The 23,143-nt window shown below is 62.1% G+C and carries 19 protein-coding genes; 3 read left to right on the top strand and 16 right to left on the bottom strand.

From position 1 onward, the window contains the following. The first annotated feature begins 292 nt into the window (after positions 1–292). Positions 293–2,467, top strand: coding sequence for a glycoside hydrolase (locus tag A7317_RS00975; RefSeq protein WP_069075021.1), 2,175 nt, complete (start codon positions 293–295; stop codon positions 2,465–2,467). Positions 2,468–2,576: 109 nt separating this feature from the next. Here the strand turns inward: A7317_RS00975 and A7317_RS00970 are convergent, their stop codons facing one another. The 15 genes from A7317_RS00970 to A7317_RS00900 form a co-directional block, all read right to left on the bottom strand. Beyond that, positions 2,577–3,203: a class I SAM-dependent methyltransferase gene (locus A7317_RS00970; RefSeq protein WP_069075020.1), complete on the bottom strand. Its 627-nt coding sequence runs from the start codon at positions 3,201–3,203 to the stop codon at positions 2,577–2,579. A gap of 316 nt (positions 3,204–3,519) precedes the next feature. Further along, positions 3,520–6,564 carry an efflux RND transporter permease subunit gene (locus A7317_RS00965; RefSeq protein WP_069075019.1) on the bottom strand — a complete coding sequence of 1,015 codons (3,045 nt, stop codon included), beginning with the start codon at positions 6,562–6,564 and terminating at the stop codon, positions 3,520–3,522. Further along, positions 6,561–7,631 carry an efflux RND transporter periplasmic adaptor subunit gene (locus A7317_RS00960; RefSeq protein ID WP_024072774.1) on the bottom strand — a complete coding sequence of 357 codons (1,071 nt, stop codon included), beginning with the start codon at positions 7,629–7,631 and terminating at the stop codon, positions 6,561–6,563. Before A7317_RS00960 ends, A7317_RS00965 begins: the two co-directional genes overlap by 4 nt. Next, positions 7,628–8,731 (bottom strand): efflux RND transporter periplasmic adaptor subunit, encoded by a 1,104-nt coding sequence (locus tag A7317_RS00955; RefSeq protein WP_069075018.1) that lies wholly within the window; start codon positions 8,729–8,731, stop codon positions 7,628–7,630. Before A7317_RS00955 ends, A7317_RS00960 begins: the two co-directional genes overlap by 4 nt. Positions 8,732–9,034: 303 nt before the next feature. Then, positions 9,035–9,886 (bottom strand): transporter substrate-binding domain-containing protein, encoded by an 852-nt coding sequence (locus A7317_RS00950; protein WP_069075017.1) that lies wholly within the window; start codon positions 9,884–9,886, stop codon positions 9,035–9,037. Next, positions 9,883–10,659, bottom strand: a complete 777-nt coding sequence (locus A7317_RS00945; RefSeq protein WP_024072771.1) for an amino acid ABC transporter ATP-binding protein — start codon at positions 10,657–10,659, stop codon at positions 9,883–9,885. The genes A7317_RS00950 and A7317_RS00945 overlap by 4 nt, the downstream gene beginning before the upstream one ends. Beyond that, a complete protein-coding gene (locus A7317_RS00940; protein WP_024072770.1) occupies positions 10,656–11,315 on the bottom strand; it encodes an amino acid ABC transporter permease in 660 nt (219 codons plus the stop codon). The genes A7317_RS00945 and A7317_RS00940 overlap by 4 nt, the downstream gene beginning before the upstream one ends. Next, positions 11,296–11,961: an amino acid ABC transporter permease gene (locus tag A7317_RS00935; RefSeq protein ID WP_024072769.1), complete on the bottom strand. Its 666-nt coding sequence runs from the start codon at positions 11,959–11,961 to the stop codon at positions 11,296–11,298. Before A7317_RS00935 ends, A7317_RS00940 begins: the two co-directional genes overlap by 20 nt. Positions 11,962–12,452: 491 nt before the next feature. Beyond that, positions 12,453–13,235: a MetQ/NlpA family ABC transporter substrate-binding protein gene (locus A7317_RS00930; protein WP_024072768.1), complete on the bottom strand. Its 783-nt coding sequence runs from the start codon at positions 13,233–13,235 to the stop codon at positions 12,453–12,455. 126 nt (positions 13,236–13,361) lie between these two features. Then, positions 13,362–14,288, bottom strand: a complete 927-nt coding sequence (locus A7317_RS00925) for a sigma 54-interacting transcriptional regulator (protein ID WP_024072767.1) — start codon at positions 14,286–14,288, stop codon at positions 13,362–13,364. 49 nt (positions 14,289–14,337) lie between these two features. Next, positions 14,338–14,919 carry an alpha/beta hydrolase gene (locus A7317_RS00920; RefSeq protein ID WP_024072766.1) on the bottom strand — a complete coding sequence of 194 codons (582 nt, stop codon included), beginning with the start codon at positions 14,917–14,919 and terminating at the stop codon, positions 14,338–14,340. Between the two features lie 316 nt (positions 14,920–15,235). Then, complete coding sequence (locus A7317_RS00915) at positions 15,236–15,637, bottom strand: ExbD/TolR family protein (RefSeq protein ID WP_010565408.1); 402 nt, start codon at positions 15,635–15,637, stop codon at positions 15,236–15,238. A 1-nt stretch (position 15,638) separates the two neighbouring features. Further along, a complete protein-coding gene (locus A7317_RS00910) occupies positions 15,639–16,361 on the bottom strand; it encodes a MotA/TolQ/ExbB proton channel family protein (RefSeq protein WP_093235410.1) in 723 nt (240 codons plus the stop codon). Between the two features lie 52 nt (positions 16,362–16,413). Beyond that, positions 16,414–17,229, bottom strand: coding sequence for an energy transducer TonB (locus A7317_RS00905; RefSeq protein ID WP_069075016.1), 816 nt, complete (start codon positions 17,227–17,229; stop codon positions 16,414–16,416). Between the two features lie 240 nt (positions 17,230–17,469). Then, entirely contained in the window at positions 17,470–18,321 is an 852-nt protein-coding gene (locus A7317_RS00900; RefSeq protein ID WP_069075015.1) for a LysR family transcriptional regulator, read from the bottom strand. Positions 18,322–18,431: 110 nt separating this feature from the next. Between A7317_RS00900 and A7317_RS00895 the strand changes: the two genes are divergently transcribed. Further along, on the top strand, positions 18,432–19,616 hold the full coding sequence (locus A7317_RS00895; protein WP_069075014.1) for a CynX/NimT family MFS transporter: 1,185 nt from the start codon (positions 18,432–18,434) through the stop codon (positions 19,614–19,616). On the opposite strand, the gene A7317_RS00890 is transcribed toward A7317_RS00895, so the two are convergent. Continuing rightward, on the bottom strand, positions 19,613–21,961 hold the full coding sequence (locus A7317_RS00890; RefSeq protein ID WP_069075013.1) for a TonB-dependent receptor: 2,349 nt from the start codon (positions 21,959–21,961) through the stop codon (positions 19,613–19,615). The two genes, A7317_RS00895 and A7317_RS00890, sit on opposite strands and share 4 nt — an antisense overlap. 155 nt (positions 21,962–22,116) lie before the next feature. Between A7317_RS00890 and A7317_RS00885 the strand changes: the two genes are divergently transcribed. Continuing rightward, positions 22,117–23,061, top strand: coding sequence for a LysR family transcriptional regulator (locus tag A7317_RS00885; RefSeq protein ID WP_024072756.1), 945 nt, complete (start codon positions 22,117–22,119; stop codon positions 23,059–23,061). Positions 23,062–23,143: the final 82 nt, after the last annotated feature.

The following is a 23,143-nucleotide window of genomic DNA, read 5'->3' as shown; positions in this document are numbered from 1 at the left end:
GTAGGAGCGAGCTTGCTCGCGAAAAACTCACAGGCGCCGCGTTCATTAGCTCGCTCCTACAAAAAAGCCTTAACTGAACGGCATTAGGGCAAGCCCGCTCGCCACAACAAGCCCGCTCGCCACAGTTACAGTGTTGCTCCTTAACTGACTGGCATCAGGGCTTGCCCCCTCCCACAATGTGTTCTCGGCTGGGCATTTGAGCCGTGGGAAATTTCTGGAAGTGACGCTTGTTACCCTGGCCGACCGTTGAGTGATTTAACCTCCGGCCTCCACCTCTCAACGGTCGCCTGCCATGAACCGTATGCGTCATACCTTGCTGATGTGTTGCTGCTTGCTGTCGCCCGTGGCCTTTGCCAGCACTGTATTGGAAAACCCGTTGTGGCGAGTCGAACTCGACCCGGCCACCCTCGCCATCCGCGTGACACCCAGCGGCCAGCCAGAGGTCCAGGCCTCCAACGGCGTAGCGGCCCGTGCCGTCAGTCAACTTGCACAACACGATCAACAGGCCAGTTGGCAATGGGATGACGGTGCCTATCGGGTAACTGCCAGCCTGGAGCAGCGCGACCTGGTGCTGTCGATCACGGCGCGGGAAGCCGGTGAGCTGCCGATACTTTTGCAGCCGGCGAGCGCCATGGGCCGAGGGTTGATGTGGCCGCTGGCCGAAGGGCATTACGTGCCGGTCGGCAATACCACGTGGAACACTTTCCTGGTGGCCCAGGGCGACATCAAAACCACCCAGGACCTCAGCCTGCCGTTGTGGGGTGTCGATCACGGCGCCTTCACCCTGAACTGGTTGCTGACCAATCCCTATAACAACCGCCTGCGCTGGCGGGGCCAGGCGTTGTCGTTGACCCATGAGTTCACCTCGCTCGCACCTGCCGCCCCCATGACCCTGTTGTTGCACCTGGGCGAAAGCGATCCGCTGGCCGGCGCCAGGCGCTATCGCCAATGGCTGGTTGAGCAGGGCCGCTATGAACCCCTGGCAGACAAGCTGCGACAAACCCCTGGGGCTGAAAAGCTGCTGGGCGCCAGCCATGTTTACCTGTGGGGCAATGACCTGCTGGCGCCGGAGGATGTGCGTGATTGGCCGCTGTTGCTCAAGCGCTTGCGCGCTCATGAGCTCAAAGGCCTGTTGGACAAGGACTCCGCCAAGATCCTGGCGCAGCCCGGCGGGTTGAATCGCTACGAACAAAGCGTGCTGTTGCGCGGCCTCAACGCCGCTATCAACAGGAAGGCCCGGCAGAGTTGGCAGGTGGACGAGCCCGATATGAGCCGTCTTGCCGCCCGCTACGGTGAATTGCGTCGCGAACTGGCCGTGGACTTTGCCGGTGCCCTCGGCGACAGTCCCGACACCTGGGGCAGCCAGGCGGTACAAACCCTGCGCGACGCCGGCTTGCCACGCTTGATGCTGACCCTGGGCGAAGGCTGGGAAGGCGGCCTTTGGCACCCCGAAACCATCCGCGCCGGTGTCGACGCCGGCTACCTGATGGCGCCCTACGATTCCTATCAAACCGCGTTGTCCGCCACCGAAAACCCCGACTGGACCACCGCCCACCTGGGCAACCGGGCCTACCGCGACTGCGCCATCGTGTTGAAGGACGGCAAACTCAAGACCGGCTTCCAGCAGTCCGGCCACTACACTGACCCGCGCTGTGTGCGGCCTCTGCTGGAAGCGCGGGTGAAAGCCGTGCAGGCCAGGGCCGGCTTCAATGCCTGGTTTCTCGATGCGTATGCCACCAGCATGGTGCTCGACAGTTACCGCGACAGCGCTCCGATGACCCAGGCGCAGAACGCCGAAGGCAATATCGATGCGTCCCGTTGGCTGAATACCACGCTGCAAATGCCGACAGGTTCCGAAGACGGCAACGCCATCACCGCCCAGGGCATTCTGTTCGCCCATGGCATGCAAACCCCGGTGCTGGGCTGGGGTGATCGCGACATGACCCAGGACAAGCAGTCGCCCTACTACGTGGGTAACTGGTACCCGCCGGAGCAACCGGCGGTGTTCTTCAAGTCGGTGCCGCTGAACGAGCCGTTTCGTACGCTCTACTTCGACCCGACGCTGCGCCTGCCGCTGTATCAGGCGGTGTTCCACGGCTCGGTGATCACCACCCATCACTGGCTGTTCGACAGCCTCAAACTGAGCAATGTGCGCGCCGAGAACGAGCTGGCCCAACTGCTCTACAACGTGCCGCCGCTGTATCACCTGAGTGCCGCGACGCTCAAGGCGCGGCTGCCGCTGATCCAGCGCCAGGACCGATTTTTTCGACCGTTGCATGAGCGCCTGACCACCCAGGCGATGACCGGGTTTCGCTGGCTGACGGCGGATCGACAGGTGCAGGAAACCACGTTTGCCGATGGCACGCGGTTGGTGGCGAATTTTTCCACGGCGTCGAGAGAGGGGTTTGCGGCAAGGAGCGTGACAGCGGTGGTGGATGAGAAATCGGTGGTGTATCAGGTGCAGTAGTGGCGTCCATCAGTCCGTCATCGGGGGCAAGCCCCCTCCCATAGGGGCATGCATTTCAAATGTGGGAGGGGGCTTGCCCCCGATGGCATCCGCCCAGGCAACCCCGGACTCAAGCCTTGCGCCAAACACTGGCCAGCCAAGGCTGCTGCTCCCGGGGTAATCCCGCCGGGCGGTAGTAATGCTCCAGCTCCACAAACCCGGCGGTGGTGAGCAGTGTTTGCCACGCATCGAGGTCGTGATAAGACCCATAGCGCGGCCCATTCCAGCCTTCCTGGTTTTCCCCCCGTGGATTGGAGCTGAACAACACTCCACCCGGTTTCAGCGCCCCATGCAGTTGCCTGAGCACACGCGGCAGTTCCTGCTTGGGGATATGAAACAGCACCGCATTGGCAAAGATGCCGTCAAAGCGTTCAGCGGGCAGTTCCAGCTTGAGGAAATCCTGCTGCAACACCTCACAGCCACTGTCTTCCCGCGCCATCTGCGCAAAGCGTTCCGAACCATCGAGCCCGACGGCGATATGCCCCATGCGCGTAAAGGTCTGCAAATCCCGCCCCGGCCCGCAGCCGAAGTCCAGCACGGTAAAGGGCGGCGTGCCCTGGATATGCCGCAGCAGCGCGTCGATGTTCTGGCTCACATCGTGGTCGCGGGTGCCTTCACGGAAGTCCTCGGCCACCTTGTTGTAGTGGCCGAGGGTGGTGGACGTGATCTGGTCGAGGTCGTCGGGCTTGAGAGGCATGGTGATGAATACCGGGCGCTGAGATGGCCCGACTATACCCCATGTGTCGAGCGGGCTTGCCGTCACACCAGTCAGTTAAGGAGGAGCACTGTAACTGTGGCGAGCGGGCTTGCCCTAATGCCGTTCAGTTAAGCGTACATCGCCTTCTGTAGGAGCGAGGGGGACGCCTAGTTACCAGTCTCCCGGTTCTACCAGAAGAAATGCGGCGGCCTTATTGGGGCTGCTTCGCAGCCCAACGCGGGGCAAGCCCGCTCGCCACAACAAACCCGCTCGCCACAACAAGCCTGCTAGCCACAACAAACCCGCTCGCCACGGGCTACTGTTGGGGTTCGCGGATCTTGTACCAGGCCACATACAGCGCCGGCAGGAACAACAGCGTCAGCAAGGTGGCGATGATGATGCCGCCAATCATCGCGTAGGCCATCGGCCCCCAGAACACTTCCCGTGCAATCGGGATCATGCCCAGGCTGGCCGCCGCGGCCGTGAGCAGGATCGGCCGGCGCCGGTGCTCGGTGGCTTGCACCACCGCATCCCACGGCGAATGGCCGGCCACTTCATATTCGTGAATCTGCGTCACCAGGATCACCGAGTTGCGGATGATGATGCCGATCAGCGCGAGAATACCGAGGATCGCCACAAAGCCCATGGGCGTGCCTGTGGGGATCAGCGCCAGCACCACGCCGATCAGTCCCAGCGGCGCGACACTGGCCACCAGGAACATCTTCTGCACGCTGTGCAGTTGGATCATCAGGAAGGTCGCCATCAAAAACAGCATCAACGGCACCACGCTGGCAATCGGGCCCTGGGCCTTGCCGCTTTCTTCCACGGTGCCGCCCGTGGCGACCGTGTAGCCCACCGGCAGGCCGGCGCTGAACGCGTCGATCTCGGGCTTGAGCTGCTTGACCAGGTCAGTGGGCTGCATCTCGTCGCGCACCGCCGCCTTGATGGTGATGGTCGGCTTGCGGTCGCGGCGCCACACCAGCGGCTGCTCCAACTCATAGCGCACGGTGGCGAAGGCCAGCAGCGGGATCGAGGTACCGTTGGGCGTCACGATCTGCAGGTTCTGCAAGGTTTCCGGCGTGCCACGTTCGGCGTCTACGGCGCGGCCGACCACGTTGATCAGGTAGATATCGTCATGCACCTGGGTCACCGAGGCCCCGCTGACCACGCTGTTCATCAACTGCGCCACGTCTTCGGATGACAAACCCAACTGCCGCGCCTTGTCCTGGGCGATGTCGACCCTCAGCACTTTGCCCGGCTCGTTCCAGTCGTAAATGATCTCGCCCAGGTGGCTGTTCTTGTCGAGCAAGGTCGCCAATTCGATGGCGTGCTTGCGCACCTGGTCGGTGTCTTTACCGGAAACGCGGTACTGGATCGGCCGCCCCACCGGCGGGCCCATTTCCAGCGGCTGCACAAAGCTGCCGACACCGACAAAATCGTCACGCAGGCGTTTTTGCAGACGCGTGATCAACGCACTGCGCTCCTCCAGTCCCTTGCTGACAATCACCAACTGCGCGTAATACGGGTTCTCCAGTTGCTGGTCGAGGGGCAGGTAGAAACGAATCGCGCCCTGGCCGATGTAGGTGCTCCAGCGCGCGATGTCCGGGTCATCCTTAATGATGGCTTCGAGACGGTCGACCGCCTTGCGGGTTTCATTGATCGAGGCGTTTTGCGGCAGGTTGAGGTCGACGAGGATTTCCGGGCGATCCGACGACGGGAAGAACTGGTTCTGCACGAACTGCATGGAAAACACCGACGCGGCAAACAGGGCCACGGTGATGCCGATCGCCCACCAACGGTTGCGCATGGCCCAGAGCATACCGGCATTGAACGCGCGGCCGATGCGCCCCGGTTCGTTGCCATGGGGCTTCACATTGGCACTGAGGATATGCACGCCAATCACCGGCGCAAACAGCACCGCCACCACCCACGACACCAGCATCGCCACCGCAATGACCGCGAACAGGGTGAAGGTGTACTCCCCCGCCGAGCTGGCGTTGAGGCCAATCGGGACAAAGCCGGCCACGGTCACCAGCGTGCCGGTGAGCATGGGGAATGCCGTGGACGTGTACGCGTAGGTCGCCGCCTGTTCCTTGGTTGCGCCTTTTTCCAGGCGTGTGATCATCATTTCCACGGTGATCATCGCGTCGTCCACCAACAAGCCGAGGGCGATGATCAACGCGCCCAGCGACACACGCTGCATGGTGATGCCGCTGTATTCCATGAACACGAACACCAGCGCCAGCACCAGCGGGATCGAACACGCCACCACCAGCCCGGCACGCAGGCCGAGGCTGATAAAGCTCACCACCAAGACAATGATCACCGCTTCGAACAGCGCACTGGTAAAGCCGCCGACGGCCTCTTCCACCACTTCGGCCTGGTCGGAGACCTTGTGCACGCCGACGCCCACGGGCAAGTCGGCGGTCAACTCGTCCATGCGCGTGTGCAGGGCCTCACCGAACGACTGGATATTGCCGCCCTTCTGCATGGCGATAGCCAGGCCGATGGCCGGCTTGCCGTTGAAGCGAAACATCGGCCGCGCCGGGTCGACGTAGCCGCGGGTGATCTCGGCGATATCCGCCAGGCGATAGAAGCGATCATTGAGCCGCAGGTTCACGTCGGCCAGGTCTTTTTCCGAAGCAAACTGCCCGGAGGTGCGCACGGAAATCCGCTCCGGCCCAGCCTCGATCACCCCAGCGGGCGTTACGGCGTTCTGCGATTGCAGGCTCTGCACCACCTGGCGCTGGTCAATGCCCAGGGCCGCCAGTTTGCGCGTGGAGAAATTCAGGTAAATCACTTCATCCTGCTGGCCGATCATCTCGACCTTGCCCAACCCCGGCACCGAGCGGATCTCGGCGCGCACCTGCTCCACGTAATCGCGCAGTTGGCGCATCGACAGGCCATCGCCGGTAAACGCATACACCGAGCCGAACACATCACCAAATTCATCGTTGAACGACGGCCCTTGCAGGCCCTGGGGGAAGGTGCCGCGAATATCGTCGAGCTTCTTGCGCACCTGGTACCAGATCTCGGGGATCGCCTTGGCGCTGGTGGTGTCCTTGAGGAACACGAACACCGTGGACTCTCCAGGCCGGGTGTAGCTTTTCACGTAGTCGAGAGAGTCGATCTCTTCGAGTTTTTTCTCGATGCGGTCGGTCACCTGCTTGAGGGTTTCTTCCTGGGTCGCACCCGGCCAGCGGGTCTGGATGACCATGGTCTTGATGGTGAACGAAGGGTCTTCCTCGCGGCCCAGGTTCAGGTAGGAGAACACGCCCATCAGCAGCGCGACGAACATCAGGTACCAGACGAAGGACTGATGCTTGAGGGCCCAGTCGGATAAGTTGAAGCTCCCTTTCATCGCGGGCTGTCCTCGTCGATTTTGACTTTCTGCCCGGGTTTCAGGCTGTTCACGCCGGCGGTGACGATACGCTCGCCGGGGTTGACGCCGCCGTTGAGCAAGGCGCTGTCAGCGTCACGGCTAAGCACGGTGATGTCGCGCGGTTGCACGGTCTGGCTGTGGGTATCGAGCAGCCAAATGCGGGTCTTGCCATCGACTTCCTGCAAGGCGCTCAGGGGCAACTCGATACGTGGGGCGATGGTCGAACTCAAGGTCACACTGATCGCCGTGCCAAGGCGGAACGCGGGCGGTGTTTCGGCCAGGGTCAGCCGCGCCCGACGGGTACGCGTGGCGCTCTGGGCCTGGGGCTCGATCTCGCGCACGGTGGCGGTGGTGTTGATGCTGGGGTCCAGCTGCCCGGCGACGAGGAACACCACGTCCGGCGGCAGGCGCTCGGCAAGACCGGCGGGCAGGTCGATCACCGCTTCCTTGACGTCCGGGCGGGCCAGGGTCACCACTTGCTGGCCGGCGCTGACCACCTGGCCGGCTTCGGCGCTCCAGGCGGTGACAATGCCGCCATGGTCGGTGCGCAGTTCGGCATAGTTGAGCTGGTCCTTGGCCTGGTTGACCGTGGCCTGGGCCTGGTCGAGGCTGGCCTGGGTGGTTTTCAGGTCAGTCTGGGCCGCATCCAATTGGGCTTGGGCGCCGACGCCACGGTTGAACAACGCTTGCTGGCGCCGGGCATTGGCCTGGGCGTTGATAAATTGCGCCTGGACGCGCGCGAGGTCGCCCTGGGCCGCGCGCAGTTGGTTTTGTTGGTCGGTGGGGTCGAGCACGGCGAGCACCGCACCTTTCTCCACTTCGGCGCCCACATCCACGGCGCGCCGGGCGATGCGACCGGGAACACGAAAGCCGAGGTTGCTTTCATAGCGCGCCTGGATGGTGCCAGCGAAACGGCCGAAGGTTTCCTGGTCTTCGGATTTCACTTCCATGGACAGCACCGGGCGCACCGGCTCGGGCGGCGGTTCCTGCTTGGAGCAGCCCGCGAGCAGCAGGCCGGCGATGAGGACAACTGTCAGGTACTTCATGGTTGCACGCCCTGGGCCTGCGCCGTGTCCGGCGCCTGGGCGATCTCGACCTGCATGCCGGGGTGCAGCAATTGCCCGCCCGCCACCACGATTTTTTCGCCACCCTTGAGGCCGTCACTGATGATCACCTTGCCGGTGAGGTAACGCGCCACGCTGACTTTGTGCAACTGCGCCTTGCCGTCGCCGTCTACCAGCCATACGGCGGGTTCGCTGAGGTCTTTGGTCAGCGCCGCCCATGGCAGTTCGATACTGGCCTTGGCCGGGGCATGGAGAGTGGTGCTGACCACGGCGCCCAGGTCCATGCCCTGGGGCAACGTGTTCAATGCAATCTTCACCTGCAAGGTACCGCTGGCAGCGTTCACCGCGGGGGTGGTCTCGCGGATTCTACCGGTGGCCTGCACGTGCGGCTTATCCAGCAACTTGACCGTCATCACGTCATCATTGGCCGGTTCCACCAGCAACGATTCATACACGTCGAACACCGCGTCACGCTCACCGTCGCGGGCCAGGCTGAAGATCGGTACGGTGGCCTGCACCACCTGGCCCACTTCCGCCTGGCGTGCGGTAATCACCCCAGGCGCTTCGGCGACCAGGGCGGTGTAGCCCAATTGCTCGCGAGCGTTGGCCAACTGCGCCTGGGCAGCGGCCAAGGCGCTTTGGCTGCTGCGCAACGCGGCCTGGGCGCTGTCATATTCGCTGCGGCTGGTGTAGCCCTTGGGCAAGAGCTTTTCCTGGCGCACGAAGGCCGCGGCGGCTTGCTTGACCCGCGCCTGCTCGGCCACGACCTGGGCCTGGGCGGAATCAACGTTGGTCTGCAAGTCCTTGGGATCGAGCTTGGCCAGCACTTGCTTGGCGCTGACCCGGTCGCCCACGTCCACCATGCGCTGAATGATCTTGCCGCCCACGCGGAAGGACAAATCGGTTTGCACACGGGCCTGGATATCACCGGTCAGCGTGACGGCCGCAGCGAAATCCGCGGGTTGCACGGTTTGCACAAACACCCGGGAATGCTGCTTGGGTTCGGGTTTTTCCTGACCACAACCACTCAGCAACACCGCCAAACCCATGCCGACCATACAGATGGAAATACGACCGCCCATGCGGACTCCTTGTGCGCGATGCGATGTGCCAGTGTGCATGCGACTGTGAGCTTAGATCAGGGTTCCTTTTCTGCATGGGGAAGGCGTATTGAGGGGGTTTGCTGTGGCTCAGGAAACACGCGTTATCGTTGACGTTTTTCGCGAGCAAGCTCGCTCCTACAGAAGGCGATGTACGCTTAACTGAATGGCATTAGGGCAAGCCCGCTCGCCACAACAAGCCCGCTTGCCACAGTTACAGTGTTCCTCCTTAACTGAACGGCATTAGGGCTTGCCTGCGATAGCAGTAAAACAGTCAGCGCAGCATCACCCCTGCCACTTCCCGCCTTCGACAATCACACTCTCAGGCTTGGTGTCGTCGCTCAGTTCTTTGCGCACATATTGGTCATATAACTTGAGCAAGAACTTCTCCTCACCCAGCTTCGCCAACTCGGCATTCACCCAGTCACGCAATTCGATATTGCCCTTCTTCACCGCTGGCGCGATCGGGGCCTCGTCGCCGAGTTTCTGTTCCAACACGCGGTAGCCCGGGTTCTGCTTGGCCCAGCTGAACAGCACCAGGTTGTCTTGCGCGTACGCATCGCCACGCCCGGCCGACAGCGCCTGCAACGACTCGGAGTTTTTCTCGAACTTGAGCAGTTTCCAGTCCGGGTGGTTCTTGGTCAGCCAGATATCGGCCGTGGTGCCGGTGGTGACGATGGTGGTGCGGGTAGCCAGGTCATCCAGGCTCTTGACCGGGCTGTCGTTGGGCACCAGGGCCTGTACCGCGACTTTCAGGTTGGGGTTGGTGAAGTCCACCGCGTCCTTGCGCTCGGGCGTCACGGTCATATTGGCGAGGATCAGGTCGACCTTGTCGCTTTGCAGGAAGGGAATACGGCTGGCCGGCTCGACGGCGACGAATTCGACTTTGTTCTCATCGCCCAGCAAGTCCTTGGCGAATCGGCGGCCGATGTCGGTATCGAAGCCGACGTAGCGCCCGGCTTCGTTGACAAAGCCGAACGGTGGTTTGTCGGTGAACACGCCAACGATGAGTTTGTCGCGCGCCTTGATCTTGTCGATGTAACTCACGGCGGCGGCAGGTTTAGCGGGCTCTTCGGCCTTTTTATCGCAGCCGGCCAGTAAGGCAACGGCAAACAGTGGCAGCAGTAACTTTTTCATATCAGCTCCAGTTCCTGGGTTTTCTTGGGCAGTGTTGAAACAAAGGAGAACTTCTCCAGGAACTGCTGCGCGCGTGCGGTTTGCGGGTTCGTAAAGAATTCTTCGGGGGTGTTGTGTTCGAGGATGCGACCGGCCTCCATGAACACCACGCGGTCGGCCACGGCGCGGGCGAAGGCCATTTCGTGGGTGACGATCAGCAGGGTCATGCCGTCGCGGGCCAGGCCCTGGATCACTTCCAGCACTTCCTTGACCATCTCCGGGTCGAGGGCGGCGGTGACTTCGTCAAACAGCATGACCTGGGGGTTCATGCACAACGAACGGACGATAGCGATGCGTTGCTGCTGGCCGCCGGAAAGCTGGCGCGGGTAGGCGTCGCGCTTGTCGGCCAGGCCGACGCGGTCCAACAGTTTTTCTGCCTGGGCGCGCGCTTCGCGGGGCTCGCGCTTTTGCACTTTCAGCGGGCCGAGCAGCAGGTTGTCGAGCACGCTCATATGGGGGAACAGGTGGTAGCTCTGGAACACCATGCCCACATCCTGGCGTACCTGGCGCCAATCCGTGTGTTTCGCCAGCAGCTCCTTGCCGGCAAACCGCAGGCTGCCGCTATGGGCTGCTTCCAAGCCGTTGAGGCAGCGCAGCAACGTGCTTTTGCCACAGCCGCTGGGGCCGAGGATCACCACCACTTCGCCGCTTTGCACACTCAGGTCGATGCCCTTGAGCACCTGCTGGTCGCCGAAGAACTTATTGAAACCCCGGAACTCGATCAGTGCGCTCATGCTTGGCCCCAGCGCCGTTCCAGCAGCTTGGAGGCGGCTGACAACGGGTAGCAGATGAAGAAGAAAAACAGGAACAGCGCGCCGTAGATCAACACCGACTCATAGGTGCGCTCGATGATTTGCTGGCCCACCTTGATCACGTCCACCACGCCGATCAGCACCGCCAGGGAGCTGGTCTTGATGATGCGCGTGTAGACGTTGATGGTCGGCGGCGTCATGCGCTTGAGGGCCTGGGGCAGCAGCACGTAGCCGTACAGCTGCGGGGCGGACAGGCCAATCGACAAGCCCGCCTCGCGCTGGCCACGGGGCAGCGAATGCAAAGCGCCGCGCACCACTTCGCCCACCTCGCTGGCGCCCCACAGCGACAGCACCAACACCGCGCACCAGAAACTCGGAATGCTCAGGCCGAAGAAAATCGGCAGGCCGAAAAACAGCAGGTACAGCCACACCAGCACCGGGATCGCACGGAACAGCTCCAGGTAAATGCGCAGCAGCCCATTGATCACCGTTTGATTCAACGTGCGCAACACGCCGTACAGCACCCCGCCGACCGTACTGAAAGCGATGCTCAGAAAGGAAATCGACAGGGTTTGCGCAGCGCCCTTACCCAGTTGCGGCAGCGACACCCACAACAATTCAAGACCCGAACTGGCCATGCTGGAGCCTCCTTTCCAGGCGGCTGAGCAGCAGCGACAACGGCAGGAACAGCAGCACGCAAATCAGCGTCAGCACGGCGAGCATTTCGTAAGTCTTGTAGTAGAGAGCGATGTAGCTCTTGGTGGTGTAGAGAATCTCCGGCACCGCCACGGCAGAGACCACGGTGGTCTCCTTGAGCAGGAAGATGAAATTGGCGAACAGCGCCGGCAGGCTGAGGATGCCGGCCTGGGGCAGGATCACATGGCGCAGCAACTGCCAGTCGGACAGACCGATGGATTTGCCCGATTCGACCTGCGCCAGCGGCACCGCTTCCACGCCCGCGCGCAGCACTTCGGTGAGGTAGGCGCCGCCGAGGAAGGTCATGGTGATGATCGCCGCCCAAAACCCGGAAATATTGAAGCCCAGGGCCGGCAGGGCGAAGTACACGAAAAACAGCTGGATCAGCAGCGGGGTGTTACGCGCCAACTCCACATAGAGCCCAACCAGGCGCGACAGGTAAGGTGTGCGAAACACCAGCAAGGCGGCGTTGATCAGCGCCACCAACAGCGAGGTGGCAATGGCGATCAGGCCCACTTGCAGCGTCACCCCCACGGCTTTGAAAAACGCCGGCAGGGTGCTGAGGATAAAAGCGAAATCGAAGGTCATCTTGAGTCCATGACGCCGCAGGGGTAATGCAGCGAGTGCCGTCCAGGCCGGCGTGGGTAACGCCGGGTAGCGCGAACTCTAAAGGTATAAAAAATAAAATTTAAATACCGAAATAGCATATTGATATCACCCAAAAAGATAACCGCCGGATTCGCGGGTTTTCCAAGTGACGGCTATGGTTGGGGGGTCTGTGTTTCGAAGGAATGAACAATGAACAAAACGAAGCCGATTGATCCGCAGGAGCTGGTGAAATGGTTGGTGGCGTTGCGCAGGGCGATCAATAGCCGGGATCTCTAAAACACCGTAGATCCCATGTGGGAGGGGGCTTGCCCCCGATAGCAGTGGTTCAGTCAATGCATCTGTGACTGACATACCGCCATCGGGGGCAAGCCCCCTCCCACAGTTTTTATTGCATTCCAAATTCCAGCATAAAAAACGCCGACGCTGTAGTAGCCGTCGGCGTTGAAACCTTGAAGGGGTTTGGGCTTACATCAGAACGCTGGCACGACTGCGCCGTTGTACTTCTTCTCGATGAAAGCTTTGACTTCCGGGCTGGTCAGCGCCTTGGCCAATTTCTGGATAGCGGCGCTGTCCTTGTTGTCCGGGCGAGCCACCAGGAAGTTCACGTAAGGCGACTTGGCGTCTTCGATGATCAGCGCGTCTTTCGCTGGGTTGAGGCCAGCTTCCAGGGCGTAGTTGGTGTTGATCACATCGAGGTCGACCTGGTCCAGCACACGTGGCAGCAGGGCCGATTCCAGCTCCTTGAATTTCAGGTGCTTGGGGTTGTCCTTGATGTCTTTCGGCGTGGACAGCGCGTTGGTCGGGTCTTTGAGCGTAATCAGACCATTCTTTTGCAACAGCAACAGGGCACGACCGCTGTTGGAGCCTTCGTTCGGGATGGCAACGGTGGCGCCGTCCTTGAGCTCGGAAATATTCTTGATCTTTTTCGAGTAGCCACCGATGGGTTCAACATGCACACCGATCACGGTGACCAGGTTGGTGCCCTTGCCCTTGTTGAAGTTTTCCAGGTACGGCAGGGTCTGGAAGTAGTTGGCGTCCAGACGCTTCTCGGCCACTTGAGTGTTGGGTTGAACGTAGTCGGTGAAGACTTTGATTTCCAGGTCCACGCCTTCTTTGGCCAGGGTCGGCTTGACCAGCTCAAGGATCTCCGCGTGCGGGATCGGAGTGGCAGCCACCACCAGTTTTTCGTTGGCCTGGGCGAAGCTTGCAGTCAGGGCAGCCGCCAGTGCGGTAAACAACAGAACCTTTTTCATGCAGTGTCCTTATCGGAATTGCGGGGCGTCTCTGACGACCGTTTTGATGAGAAGTGCCAGCGAAGTGCTATCGCGGCATGCAAGCGACAATACCTAGATTTTTTATTCCCGAACAATATCTTTTATTCACGTTGATATTCCATTTTGTTCATGTAGAAAGCGGCGCAAGGTTTCCTGCTCGGCGGGGCTGGCGTTATCGAATATTCGCTGCACCTGTTCAAGGGGCGAACCGGCGACGGGCAGATTCAGATGCTCCGGCAGAATCTCATCGCCGCTGCTGACCAGCAGCGCAAAGTGAATGACGTTCTCCAACTCGCGGGTATTGCCCGGCCAGCTGTGGTGTTCCAGTACGCGCTGGGCGGCGTCGCTGATCAACGGCACCGGCAGGTCCAGGCGCTGGCTGTAGATACCGAGGAAGTACTCGGCCAGGGACAGGATATCGCCGACCCGCTCGCGCAATGCCGGCAATTCCAGCTGGCCTTCGCTCAGGTAATGGAACAGCCGCTCATGAAACTTGCCGGCAGCCACGGCTTGGGCCAGGTCGATGCTGGTGGCTGCTACCAGGCGCACATCCACCGGGCTTGGCTGATGCGCACCGACGCGAGTGACTTCGTGGTTTTCCAGGGCGGCGAGCAACTTGACCTGGATCGGCAGCGGCAAATCGCCGATTTCATCCAGGTACAAGGTGCCGCCATTGGCCGACCCGAACCAGCCGGCACGGCTGCTCGCCGCGCCGCTGTGAGCGCCGGCAGCGTAGCCGAACAACTCGGCATCGGCGTAGGTCGGGCTGATGGCGCCGCAATTGACCGAGACAAACAGCCCGGCACGATCACTACCACGATGGATATGCCGCGCCAGCAGCTCTTTACCGCTACCGGTCTCGCCGCGAATCAATACGGGCAAGGCACGGGGGGCGAGGTTTTCCAGCTCTTCGCGCAGTTGCCGCGAACGCGGGTCGACAAACACCAGCGCCTTGGCGCGGATGCTCAGCGGGCTTTTTTCGGCGTCGGGGAAGGTCAGCAGGGGCTGACCGAAGGTTTCATGCAGGCTCATGGCAGGCTCCCGCCCCAAATCCGCTCAGGGACGGGGCGTTTAAAAAATATCAGGCAGTGCGCCGGGCGTGATGCTCGAGGCGACTTTGCAAGCGATACAGGTAGGCGAAGCCTTGCTCCCAGCGTTGGTGACCGGACTTCACATTGATATGCCCGGCCCCCGAGAGAATGCCGGCTTCGGCCCCCCAGTTGCGGGCCAATTCCAGGGCCCGGGGGGCGCTGACGGCGCTGTCGTTATCGGAACTGACCACCTGGCTGGGAAACGGCAACAGGTCGGTCGGGATCGGCGCAAAGTTGCGCAGGGCAGGCGAGCACGCCGGACGTTCGACGTCCGCCGGGGCCACCAGCAAGGCACCGCGCACCTGCCGCAGGAACTGCACCGGGGCAGTGGCCGCCCAATGGGCCACGGTGATGCAACCCAGGCTATGGGCGATCAGGATCACCGGCGTGCTGTCGGCGGCGATCGCCTCGGCCAGCGCGGCGACCCAGTCTTCACGGCGCGGCGTGAGCCAATCGGCCTGCTCCACGCGTGCGCTGTTGGGCAGGCTGTTCTGCCAGTGACTTTGCCAATGATCTTCTGGCGATCCTTGCCAGCCCGGCACGATCAGATAACGAATCAACTCGCTGTGCATGGGTGTGCCCTCCTGCAGCGTTTAACGTTGTAGGACAGTATAGGGACGAGGGTTATATTCGTTAAGGAATAAGAAGCTATTTATTAATAACCAAAAAACCAATCCTGCATGAGATCAAAATGTGGGAGGGGGCTTGCCCCCGATGGCAGTGGGTCAGCAGACAAATTGGCCAACTGACACTCCGCCATCGGGGGCAAGCCCCCTCCCACATTGGCCCCATTCCCGATCGGGATTTGGCGGCGCGACTTAAATTCCAGGCATAAAAAAGGCCGCACCCTGCCAAGGAAACGGCCAAAAAATTATCGAGGCTTTGAAACTAACGTGCCGTGATCACCGACAGCTTGGTAATCCCCGCGCGCTCGATAGACGCCATGGCTCGCGCCACTTCGCCGTAGTTCACACCATCATCGGCCTGCAGTTGCACCCGCACATCGGGGTCCTTGGCCTTGGCCGCCTGCAGGTTGAATTCCAGCAGGTCCGGCTGGATTTCGTCCTTGTTGATAAACAGTTTGCCGGCACCGTCGATGCTCACCACCAGCGGGTCCTTCTGCTCCACCGGGGCGACCGCCTCGGTCTTGGGCAGGTTGATCGGGATCGCGTTGGTCAAAAGCGGCGCGGTGACGATAAACACCACCAGCAGTACCAGCATCACGTCGACCAATGGCGTGACGTTGATCTCGCTCAGCACCTCATCGCTGTCTTGGGTGGAGAAGGCCATCTCAGGACGCCTCCTTCACTTTTTGCGGGTTGCCGGCCGCGCCTTTGGTCAGCGCAGGGTGCAGCAGCACGCGGAACGAATGCTTCTGCGCCAGGCTGTAGAAGTCGTGGGCAAAGTCATCCAGGTCGGCCGCCGTGAGCTTCAGGCGACGCAGGAAGTAGTTGTAGACCAGCACCGCCGGGACGGCGACGGCAATACCCACGCCGGTAGCGACCAGCGCCGCACCGATCGGGCCAGCCACGGTTTCCAGGCTGGCGGAGCCGGCCGCGCTGATCCCCTTCAGCGCTTCCATGATCCCCCACACGGTGCCGAACAGGCCGATAAACGGCGAGGTACTGCCGATACTGGCGACCACGGCCAGGCCGGTTTCCAGGGAGCGGCGCTCACGTACGATCTGCTGGCGCAGGGCACGCTCGAGGCGGTCCTGGTGGTTGATCGCCTGGCTCAGGTCGGCCGCGTGCGGCGCTTCCCCGACCTGGATCGCGGCGTAACCGGCCTGGGCCACACGGGCAGCGGCACCGGGCTGGGTCTCGGCCAACTCGGCGGCCGAGTCGAGACTCGACGCCGCCCAGAACTGTTTGTGGAACTTGCGATCCTGCGCTTTAAGGCGACCGAACTGCACGCCCTTGAGCAGGGCCAGGCCCCAGGTGGCGACCGAAAAGACCACCAGCAGCCAGATCACCGCGCTTTCGATGGATTCAAGTGGAGATGCTAATGCCATGATGTTTTCCCTCTTGTGCGGGTCGCGGCGTGTGCAACACACCGCAGCCGAATAGTTAGTGAATCTTGAAATCGATCGGTACGCTGACCCAGCCGTCCTGGGCCACATCGCCTTGCTTGGCCGGCACGAAGCTCCAACGCTTCACGGCGGTCAGTGCGGCGTCGTCGAGTTGCTGGCGACCGCTGCTTTTCTGGATCTGGATCTCACCCGGCTTGCCGCTGGCCAGTACATGCACTCGCAACAACACCGTGCCTTCCCAACCGCGACGCTGCGCCAGTGACGGGTACTCCGGCGCCGGGTTCTTGAGGTACGCGGCGTTGGCCGAAGCAGGGGTCACCGGGGCTGGCGCGGGCGGAGCGGGCGCGGGGGCCGGTGGCGCCGGTTGCGGTGGCGTGGGCGCCTGCTCGACCGGTTTCGGTGCGGGCTTGGGCTCAGGCTTTGGCACCGGCTTGGGCTTAGGTTTTGGAATCGGCTTGGGCGGTGCCGGCTTGGCGGCCAACTCATCCACCACCGGCGGCGGTGGCTCGACCACGGGCGGCGGCGGTGGTGGCGGCACAGGCGGTGGCGGTTCCACCACGGGCGGTGCCGGCTGGGAAAATTCGATGGTCATTGGCGGGATTTCCGGCGGCACAATCGGCAGCACCGGGGTGGGCTTCTGGCTCACCCAATAGATCACCGCACCGTGCAGGGCCAACACCAGCAACCCGAGCAGAATCCCCTCGCGACGGCTCGAAAAGCGCTTGGGGGTTTTCTGCAAACGCAACTGCCCTAACGGCGCGCGATGTGGCCGGCCAAGGTCGACCAACTCACCACTCGGTGCCTGGCGCCATAGCGCCTCGGGTGCACTGGCGGCGGTCTGGACATTGCCCATTGATTCACTCCCTACGGTTTTGAAACAAAAAAACCGACAGGCCTGCCAAAGCGGCCGTCGAGGGCTGAATCATCGGGGCCAGACGCTTATCTCTTAAAGTAATCTTTAAAGTTATAGATAGATCTAATCTGAATAAGAAAAATACCCGCAGGCGCCAAAGCCCCGTAGTACGTGGCCTGGCGCCCCAGCGCGGTTTTTCGATGCTTCTCAGGCATACAAAATATTCAGCAAAGGCATGGATCAGGCAGGGCTGTTTGCGCACAAATCGAGCAATTGGCGCTGCAAACTCTGCCCTGCCGCTCCCAGGCCACTGCGGCCATACAACGCCAGTCGCACGCCCTGCACGGCCGGCAAGCCACTCTCGGCCCCCAGCACCGCATGCCCGGCCTGCACCACCCGGCGCGGCAACAGGCTGATCCCCAGCCCCGCCGCCACCGCCGAGCACACACTGGCCAAACTCGCGCTGGAATAGCCGATGCGCCAGCGCCAACCCGCCACCTCCAGGTGCTGGAGCATTTCATTGCGGTACAGGCCGCCCACCGGAAACGCCACCAACGGCAATGGATCGCGCCCCAGGGAGGGTGTGCTGCGGCTGTCGACCCAGCACAACGGCTCGGGCCATGAGGCCAGGCAGTCGGCGCTGTCGCCCATCTGCTTGACCAGCAACACATCGAATTCGCCGCTGCGGTACTGACGCTGCAACTCGGGGCCGAGACCGCTGGTGACCTCCAGGCGCACCCGTGGATACGCCACAACGAACGCCGACAGCAACGGCATCAGGCGCTCGGCAGCAAAGTCTTCCGGTACGCCAAGGCGCAGCACGCCATCACTTTGCTGGTTGATCAACACATCGGCGGCTTCTTCATGCAGCGCCAGGATGCGCCGTGCATAGGCCAGCAGCCGCTCGCCTTCGGCAGTGGCGACCACACGGCGCTGGTCGCGGTCCAGCAGTTGGCACGTCACCGCTTCTTCCAGCCGCCGGATTTGCTGGCTCACGGTGGACTGGGTCAAGTGCAGGCGCTCGGCGGCGCGGGTGAAATTGCCGCAATCCACCACCGCGACAAAACTGCGCAACAACACAGGATCGAACATGCTCGTCACCATTCCATTTGCCACTGATTGGCATGGTTATATTTAATTTCAGAATACCTCGCCAGCTGGCGATACTACCTGCCTCTTTTTGCACCTCGAACAGGCCCCGCATGACGTTTAACTCTTCATTCGTGAGCAAACTCGCGGGCTGGGGCCTGCTGGTGGTACTGGGCCTCAACCTGCGGCCGATCCTCAGCTCGATCAGCCCGTTGCTCGGCGAGATTCGCCAGGCCACCGGCCTGAGTTTCCAGAGCAGCGCCCTGCTGACCAGCCTGCCGGTGGTGTGCATGGGCCTGGTGGCGCTGGTGGGTGTGCGGGTGGAAGCGCGCTTGGGTGAACGGCGCGGCATTGCCCTGGGCTTGATGATGATCCTGCTGGCGTGCCTGGCGCGCTGGCTGATGGGCCAGGGCTCGGCATTGCTGGCCACTGCCCTGCTCGGTGGTGCCGGTGTCGCGCTGATCCAGGCGTTGGTGCCGGCGATGATCAAGCGCGAATTCCAGCAGCGCGTGCCGGTGGCGATGGGGGTGTATTCGGCGGCGCTGATGGCCGGCGGTGGGCTGGCAGCGCTGCTCAGCCCACTGGTGGCCAGCCATTTCCAGCAATGGCAGGCGGGGCTGGGAATCTGGTTGCTACCGGCGCTGGCCGCGTGGCTGCTGTGGGTGTTCTTACCGCTGGGCGCGGCCAGAAGTTCCAAGGTGATGCCCACGTTCAAGGGCCTGCGCAATCGTCGCGCCTGGTTGCTGGCGCTGTACTTCGGCCTGGTCAATTGCGGCTACATGAGCCTGGTGGCGTGGTTGCCGGCCTACTATCAGCAATTGGGCTGGGGCGTGCTGCCCAGCGGTTCGTTGCTGGCGTTCATGACCATCTTCCAGGTGATCGCCGCGCTGCTGATGCCCGTGCTTGCGCAACGCGGTATCGATCGGCGGCCGCTGCTGGGCATTGCCTTGCTCGCCCAGACCGTGGGTTATCTCGGCCTGTTGCTGGCGCCGCTGGAATTGACCCACCTGTGGGTCGCCCTGTGCGGCTTCGGCCTGGGCGCGTGTTTCGCCCTGAGCCTGCTGCTGACCCTCGACCACCATCGCGACCCTCGGCAAGCCGGGCAACTGGCGGCCTTTGTGCAAGGCATAGGCTTTTTGATCAACGCGGTCTCGCCATGGATGACCGGCTGGCTGCGCGAACTTACCGGCCATTTCACCAGCGCCTGGTGGGTGTTGACGGTCACGGCAGTGGCGATGCTCATGGTGACGCGAGTGTTCAGCCCAGCCACCTACCGCACCGCCGCCGTACCCGGCTAGAAGTCGTAGCGCCCGGTCAGGCCCAGCGTACGCGGCGTGCCCAGCAGCCCTTCATAACCGCCGTTACCGCCGGTCCACAGGGTGGTGTAGTAGGTCTTGTCGAAGGCGTTCTTCAGCCATAACGACACGTCCCACTGCCCCTGCTCATAGTTGCCGCGCAGGCCGGTGGACAGGTTGACCACGGCGTAGGCGGGAATCTGTCCATAGTCAGAGTCCTCCACCGTGCCCACGGCCTTGGAGCGGAAGGCATAGCTGGCGGTGACGTAGGGTTCGAAGCCGTTATCCAGGTTCCACTTGTATTCGCCGTTGGCGTTGGCGATCCATTTCGACGCCCCCACCACTTGATGCCCGCTCAGGTCGCACGAGGCCGGCGCACCGGGGCGCAGACTGACTTCCGGCGGGCACGGCGCATCCTTGTAAGACAGGTAGCTCACATCGTTGAACGAGCCGTTCACGTTCAGCGTCAGGCCCTTGATCGGCACCAGGGTGCTTTCCACTTCGACGCCCCGCGAGCGCACCGAACCGGCGTTGGTCAGGTACTGCACACGGTTGTCCTGGTCATAGGCATTGGTCTGGTAACCATTGACCTGGGTCCAGAACAGGTTGGCATTGAGCTGCAGCCGTCGGTCCCACAGCGTGCTTTTGAAACCCAGTTCGGCGTTGTTGGCGCGCTCGGTGCCGATCAGCAGTGAATCGGCACCGGCCGTCGGTGCCGAGCCTACCGCCAGGTTGACCCCGCCGGACTTTTCGCCATGGGACAGCGTCGCGTAGCCCAACAGGTTTTCGTTGAAGCGGTAGCTCAGGTTGAGCAAACCCGAGGGGCTGGTGCTGTATTGCGTGAGGTCACCGGAATCGTATGCCCCCGCGCGGCCACGTCGAGCCGTAGCGGCAGCACCGCTGACCGCCGCACCGCCGAGGGGATTGTTACGCGTGACCCAGGCACTTTTTTCTTCATAGGTGCCGCGCAGGCCGGCGGTGAAATCCAGGCGCTCGGTGAGGTGCCAGGTGCCTTGGGCAAACAGTGCAAAACTGTCGGTGCGAATGTGCCCGTTGCCGACGCTGCTGACGTTGGCCAATGCCCCGGCTGGCGTGCCGTTCCAAATGTCGGCCTGGGGCCCGTAATAGGCGAAGGATTTGTTGTCCAGCGAGTTGCCGAAGTAGTAGGCACCGAGCACGTAATCGAAGAAACCGCCGGTGGGCGAAGCCAGCCGGAATTCCTGGGACCACTGCTTATCTTCCACCGACACCCCGGCGTTATACGACGCCGGCACGTTAAGGCCGTCGTCGTTGCGTGGGGTGAAGTTCCAGAAGCGATAGGAACTGACCGAGGTCAGGGTGAAGTCACTTGGCAACGTCCAGTTGGCTTCCAGCGACGTGCCGCCCTGGAACACCGTGACCTGCTGGTCGCTGTCCAGGTTGACCTTGCGATGGGTGCCATCGACCAGGGTCGCGCCTGCCGCGTTGGCCCGCGACTGGTAGAGGTTGGTGCCGTTGATGGTCGGCCCGATGCTGTACAGCACACGGGTGCCGGCGCTGGAATCCTCTTCGTTGTAATCGCCGATCCAGCGCAGGTTGAACGCCTCGCTGGGCTTGTACAGCAGTTGCCCGCGAAAGCCTTGGCGCGAGCCACCGTTGAGGTCATGGCCGTTGTATTCGTTCTTGATGTCGCCGTCGCTGCGGGTGCGATACGCCGAGAAACGCCCCGCCAGCTCATCGGTGAGCGGGCCGGAAATCGTGCCCTTGGTCTGGAAGTAGCCGTCCTCGCCCAACGAGGTTTCAATGCTGCGCTCCGGGGTGAAACTCGGCGCGCGCGTGCTGATGTTGATCACCCCGGCCGTGGTGTTTTTGCCGAACAACGTCCCTTGCGGGCCGCGCAAGACTTCAAGCTGCTCGATGTCCATCAGGTCGAACACCGCCATGCCCGGCCGCCCGAGGTAAACGTTGTCGATATACAGCCCCACGCTGCCCTCAAGGCCGTCACTCGCCGGGTTGTTGCCAAGGCCGCGAATCGACACGCTGGACTGGCGCGCATGCATGTAGGCGACGTTGACGCTGGGCACCAGTTGCTGCAAATCCTGAATCCGATACACCCGCTGGCTCTCCAGGGCCTGGCCACCGATCACGCTCATGGGCGTCGGCACATCCTGGGCACTTTCGGTGCGGCGCCGAGCGGTGACCGTGACGGTTTCCAGTTGGCCAGTGGCGTTCTCGCCTTCGGGCGCAGGCTTGTTTGCGTCGGCCGCGTGGCTGGGCGTCCAGCTGGCACTGCCGGCCAGCAACAGCGCCAGCGGCAAACGCTTGAGCCGCCAGGGAGAGGAAGGGACAGCGGACTTCAACAGACTCATAAGCGGCTCCGGAACCCGGAAATATCCATCGAGAGATATTCCTTTAGGTTATTTATTTATGTTTTAACTAACATTTACTGCATAAGAGATAGCCTTTATAAAGAGTCGACCTAATGCATAGCCAATGCATTTCCCGGATATTTTTGATGTGAAAAATGCATATCGATTTGCGCCAGCTTCGTCACTTCATCGCCCTTGCCGAACAACGCAGTTTTGTCGCAGCCGCGTTGACGGTGAACCTGTCGCAGTCAGCGTTCAGTCGCAGCATCCAGGCCCTGGAACACAGCGCCGGCTGCCAGCTGATTGACCGTGGCCGTAAAGACCTGGCACCGACCAAACAAGGCCAGGTATTGCTGGAGCACGCCCGGCGCCTGGTCAGCGGTGCGCAGCAACTGGCCAACGAGATCGACCAGTTCAATGGCCTGGAGGCAGGGGAGTTGCGCTTCGGTTGTGGCCCGGCGCCGGCGGGTGGCTTGGTGCCCCGCGCCATCGGCAGTTTTATCGGGCGCTACCCTAAGGCACGGGTGCAGTACCAGGTCGACGACTGGCAAAGCCTGAGCAAACGCCTGCTCAGTGAAGAGTTCGAGTTTTTCGTCGCCGACACCCGCCACTTCGAAGCCAACCCGGACTATCACACTCACCGCCTGCGCCCGCGCCGCTGGTATTTCTGCTGCCGCGCCGGCCACCCGCTGGCCCTGCGCGACAGCGTGAGCGCCGCCGAGCTGATGAGTTACCCGCTGGCCGTGACCATCCGCCCGCCCAACCTGCGCAAGGTCATCGTCGACCTCAGCGGCCGCCCCGATTACCAGCCCAATGTCGAATGCGAGAACGGCTATAGCCTGATGGGTGTGGTGCTGCGCTCCGACGCCATCGGCATCGTCAGCGCCAACAGCGATGTGCTGCACATGGCCCGGGGCGAGCTGGTGTGCTTGAAGATCGAGGGCCTGGCCGAGGATCTGGAGGAGCGTTACACCCGCTACGGCATCGTCAGCCGGGCCGGGTATCGCTTGTCGCCGCTGGCGCAAGCGATGATCGAGCAGATCAAACAGATCGATGAGTTGGATGAGGATGTGTGTGCACTGGAGAATGTCGCGGTTTAGGCCATGCATCCCCTGCATGAAATCCAGTCCCCAAATGCACTTGCCAGCCCCCCACCCGAACGGCGAAAAACCTCACCTGTCC

This window comes from Pseudomonas fluorescens, assembly GCF_001708445.1.
Classification (GTDB): Bacteria; Pseudomonadota; Gammaproteobacteria; order Pseudomonadales; family Pseudomonadaceae; genus Aquipseudomonas; species Aquipseudomonas gorinensis.
The sequence above is the reverse complement of the archived record's forward strand: the minus strand, read 5'-3'. Positions and strand labels throughout refer to the sequence as shown.